4 protein-coding genes are annotated in these 3,537 nt (G+C 41.3%); all 4 read left to right on the top strand.

Annotated features, from left to right (window positions below):
- The first annotated feature begins 239 nt into the window (after positions 1-239).
- The 4 genes from VSQ61_RS22520 to VSQ61_RS22505 are packed head-to-tail and all read left to right on the top strand — an operon-like array spanning position 240 to position 3,445.
- Positions 240-1,463: a tyrosine-type recombinase/integrase gene (locus VSQ61_RS22520; RefSeq protein WP_334346557.1), complete on the top strand. Its 1,224-nt coding sequence runs from the start codon at positions 240-242 to the stop codon at positions 1,461-1,463.
- The gene (locus VSQ61_RS22515) at positions 1,456-2,205 is read left to right on the top strand and encodes a tyrosine-type recombinase/integrase (RefSeq protein ID WP_334346556.1); all 750 of its coding nucleotides are present in this window, start codon (positions 1,456-1,458) and stop codon (positions 2,203-2,205) included. Before VSQ61_RS22520 ends, VSQ61_RS22515 begins: the two co-directional genes overlap by 8 nt.
- Positions 2,206-2,214: 9 nt before the next feature.
- On the top strand, positions 2,215-2,433 hold the full coding sequence (locus VSQ61_RS22510) for a site-specific integrase (protein WP_334346555.1): 219 nt from the start codon (positions 2,215-2,217) through the stop codon (positions 2,431-2,433).
- Complete coding sequence (locus VSQ61_RS22505; RefSeq protein WP_334346554.1) at positions 2,423-3,445, top strand: tyrosine-type recombinase/integrase; 1,023 nt, start codon at positions 2,423-2,425, stop codon at positions 3,443-3,445. Before VSQ61_RS22510 ends, VSQ61_RS22505 begins: the two co-directional genes overlap by 11 nt.
- The last annotated feature ends 92 nt before the right edge of the window (positions 3,446-3,537 follow it).

The following is a 3,537-nucleotide window of genomic DNA, read 5'->3' as shown; positions in this document are numbered from 1 at the left end:
TGCGGCTGTCCTTCTGCTTTGCCTTTGGCAGCGCCTTTACTGCCTCGTCAAACCTGCGCCTCGCATGGGACTTATTCCAGTTCTCGAATAAGTCCCATTATCCCAGAAGTATTGTTATTCCAGAAGCAAGTCTACATGTGGCATAAATGTTGTTTTTTACAGCATATTTCTTGAATAATGATAGTGCTCTTTTACAATGAAGATGTAACTAATTCATCTCATTATAAAGGAGGTCTCATATGAGAAATACAATCTTACCATTCTATGAACTGATGAAAGCAGTTCTGGAGCAATTAAAATCTCAGAAATATATGGATTCAACGTTGACCGTATATCGACGAACCTACAATCGCATTCACATTTTTCTGAATCATCATGGCACGGACATATACACTCATGAATTAGGCAAAGCATTTCTTGCCGATTCAAATGTTAGCAAGTCCACCTTTGTAGCTTATGCCTGTGCAGTACGAAGGCTAGATGACTACATTGACGGAAAACCTTACAGGTGCCATCATGGTGATTATAACGAACAGATTCCTCTGGTGTTTGTGGGCACTTTGTCTGGGTATCTTCAAGAATGCATAGATAATGGCAATAAACCGGCTACGATCTGCTCAAAAGAAAGGACCTGTATATCTTTTTTGAACTTTGTGGAAAATGCTGGTTGTTCTGACCTTTCTCAATTAAACACCGGCATTGTATCACAGGCCTTGCTTACATTCTCCAACAAGGATGCCTATGCACGTATCCGTCAGTTCCTGAATTACCTTGCTGAAAAAGGCATCCTAAAAGTGGATCTTTCCAGGATTGTTCCGCACTATAAGAGAGGTACGGCGCTTCCCACGACATATACGCCAGATGAAATCAGCAGGGTCGAAGCTTCTGTTGATACCAATACTACTATTGGAAAGAGAAACCTTGCTATCATCCGGCTGGCATCACGAATGGGACTCCGTGCAGGCGACATTGCAAAGCTTAAACTATCGGAAATCAACTTTAGTACGGGATACATTAGTATAACCCAGGAAAAGACGGGGATACCTCTCACATTGCAAATGCCTTGTGAAGTTGTTAATGCCATTTCGATGCATCTTGGCAATGACAAATATTCTTTAGAAGACGGGTATGTATTTCATAGCCTGGTGGCTCCGTATGGACGTATTACTACAAGCATAATACGACACGCTTTAAATGAATGCTTTGCTGCAGCAAATGTCAATACAGCAGGGAAAAAGCATGGTCCACATGCATTTCGGTCATCCCTTGCAAGTTCAATGGTAAACGATAATGCATCTTATGAGGTGGTTAGAAGGATACTAGGACATTCAAATCCTGATGTTATCAAGCATTACGCTAAAGCGGATATTGAAAATCTGAGGATGTGTTCTATAGATCCTCCGATTCCCACAGGGATTTTCCGTGATTATCTTTCCGGCAGGGAGGTGGCCACTCATGTTTGATAGTATTTATTCTGAACAGTTGTCACAGTATTACGGTCTTCGTCGGGAAACATTGAGTGAAAGTGCAGAAAAACACGAATTATGCTATCTACGTCGCTTTGATTCATATGTTTCCGAACGGTTGGATTCCCCCGGACACATCACGGAAGATTTCATCAACCAATGGGTTGGTTCCCTTTCGGGAAAAAGCAGTTCTGTTGAGAATGAAATCATTGTAATACGACAGTTTCTGGAGTCCCTCAAGCATACCGGAGAAAGTGTTGCCATGCCATCCATCCCCAGGGTTCATGATGACTATGTCCCGTATATCTTTAGTGATATAGAGTTGAATTGTATTTTTGAGTCTGCTGATAACATCGTTCAAAAGGATCCAAAGGCTGATCCTTATCTGGTGATAGAGTTTCCGGTGATTCTCAGGCTTTTATACAGTTGCGGCCTTCGGATCGGCGAAACGGTCAAAATAAGTATGAATGATGTAGATCTGGATGGCGGCATCCTTCGCCTTATAAACACAAAAGGCAATAAGCAGCGTTTAGTCCCGATGTCAGCGCCCATGACAGATATCCTATACAAGTACTGCATGGCAATGAACCTTATCGGCAGGAACAACATATGGCTTTTCCCATCCTCTAAAAATGAGGGGCATATATCCGACAGATCAGTAAAACGCAGATTTGAGTACATTGTTCGTAATAATGGCATTCAAGTCTGTAAACGAAAGAAACACGAGCGTGGCCCATGACTGCATTGTATGCGCCATGTGTTTGCGTTTAAATCGTTTGCAAAGGCCGAACGGGAAGGAAGGCATCTTGATGACGCTGTCCCATTCTTGTCTGTTTATCTTGGGCATGCAGGCATTAATGAAACAGCCAAGTACCTAAAATTCAGCAATGAGCTGTTTCCGGAGTCCATCGATTCCTTTGGAAGATTTATGAGCGACCTGCTTCCGGAGGTAGACTATGAAGAATAAAAAAATTTCCTTCATGGATCATCTTGAGTATTATTTCAATATATATTTACCAACTGTAAAGGGCTTATCAAAATCAACGATAGTTTCGTATAAAGCAGCATTCCGTATACTTATGGAATTCTTATATACAGTAAAAGGTATTCCCTCTGATAAGGTAGAGTTCAATACCTTTGATGATAAGTTGATCATGGAGTTCTTAAGCTGGCTGGAAACAGAGCGCAGCTGCAGTGTCAGCACCAGAAACCAGAGGCTCTCTGCTATTGCAACATTCTCGATATATGCACAGAATAGAGATTTTGGTTCAGCAGTTACTTTCAGAAACTGTGTACTAAAAGTTCCAAAGAAGAAAGTGCCCCGTAAAGGTAGAAGTTCATTCACAAGAGATGAAGTCAGGACTCTATTCGAATTACCCGATTCAAGTAATGAAATCGGATTAAGAGATAAGACTTTGCTGTGTTTTATGTATGCTAGCGGAACAAGGGCACAGGAGGTATGTGATTTAACAGTTGGGGACATCCAGTTCTATCCTGATCGGGCTGGCATCAACATACATGGTAAAGGTCAAAAGGTGCGCCGTATAGGTATTCCATGTGATGCTTCAAATATGTTGAAGAAATATATTGAACATCGTAGAATAATCAATGATACAGGGCGGCATGTGTTCTCAAGTCAGACACATGAGAAGATGTCAGTTGCCTGTATTGAGGAAATATACTCCAAATACATTGACAAGGCAAAACTTGAGTATCCTGAAATGCTCAGATATAGTTACACGCCACATTCCATGAGGCATACTACTGCCACCCATATGCTTGAAGCAGGGGTCCCGCTTATTGTGGTTAAGAACTTGCTCGGGCATGTATCCTTGCAGACTACTCAGATATATACAGAGATAACGCAGGATACCATGAATAAACAGCTTAAATCGTGGAATGACAAATGGTTTCTCAAGGATAATTCTCATTTTGAGAACACGAATGGCAAAAGTAACATACCGGAATTCTTAAGGTAAAAGTAGTTATTGTTATTCGGGATTTAAATCGGAGAACTGCAGATTTACGCTGATGTTGGCAGTTCTCCTAGAATAACAATACTTCTGGGATA

The organism is Candidatus Merdisoma sp. JLR.KK006 (assembly GCF_036941035.1).
Lineage (GTDB): Bacteria > Bacillota > Clostridia > Lachnospirales > Lachnospiraceae > Laedolimicola.
The sequence above is the reverse complement of the archived record's forward strand: the minus strand, read 5'-3'. Positions and strand labels throughout refer to the sequence as shown.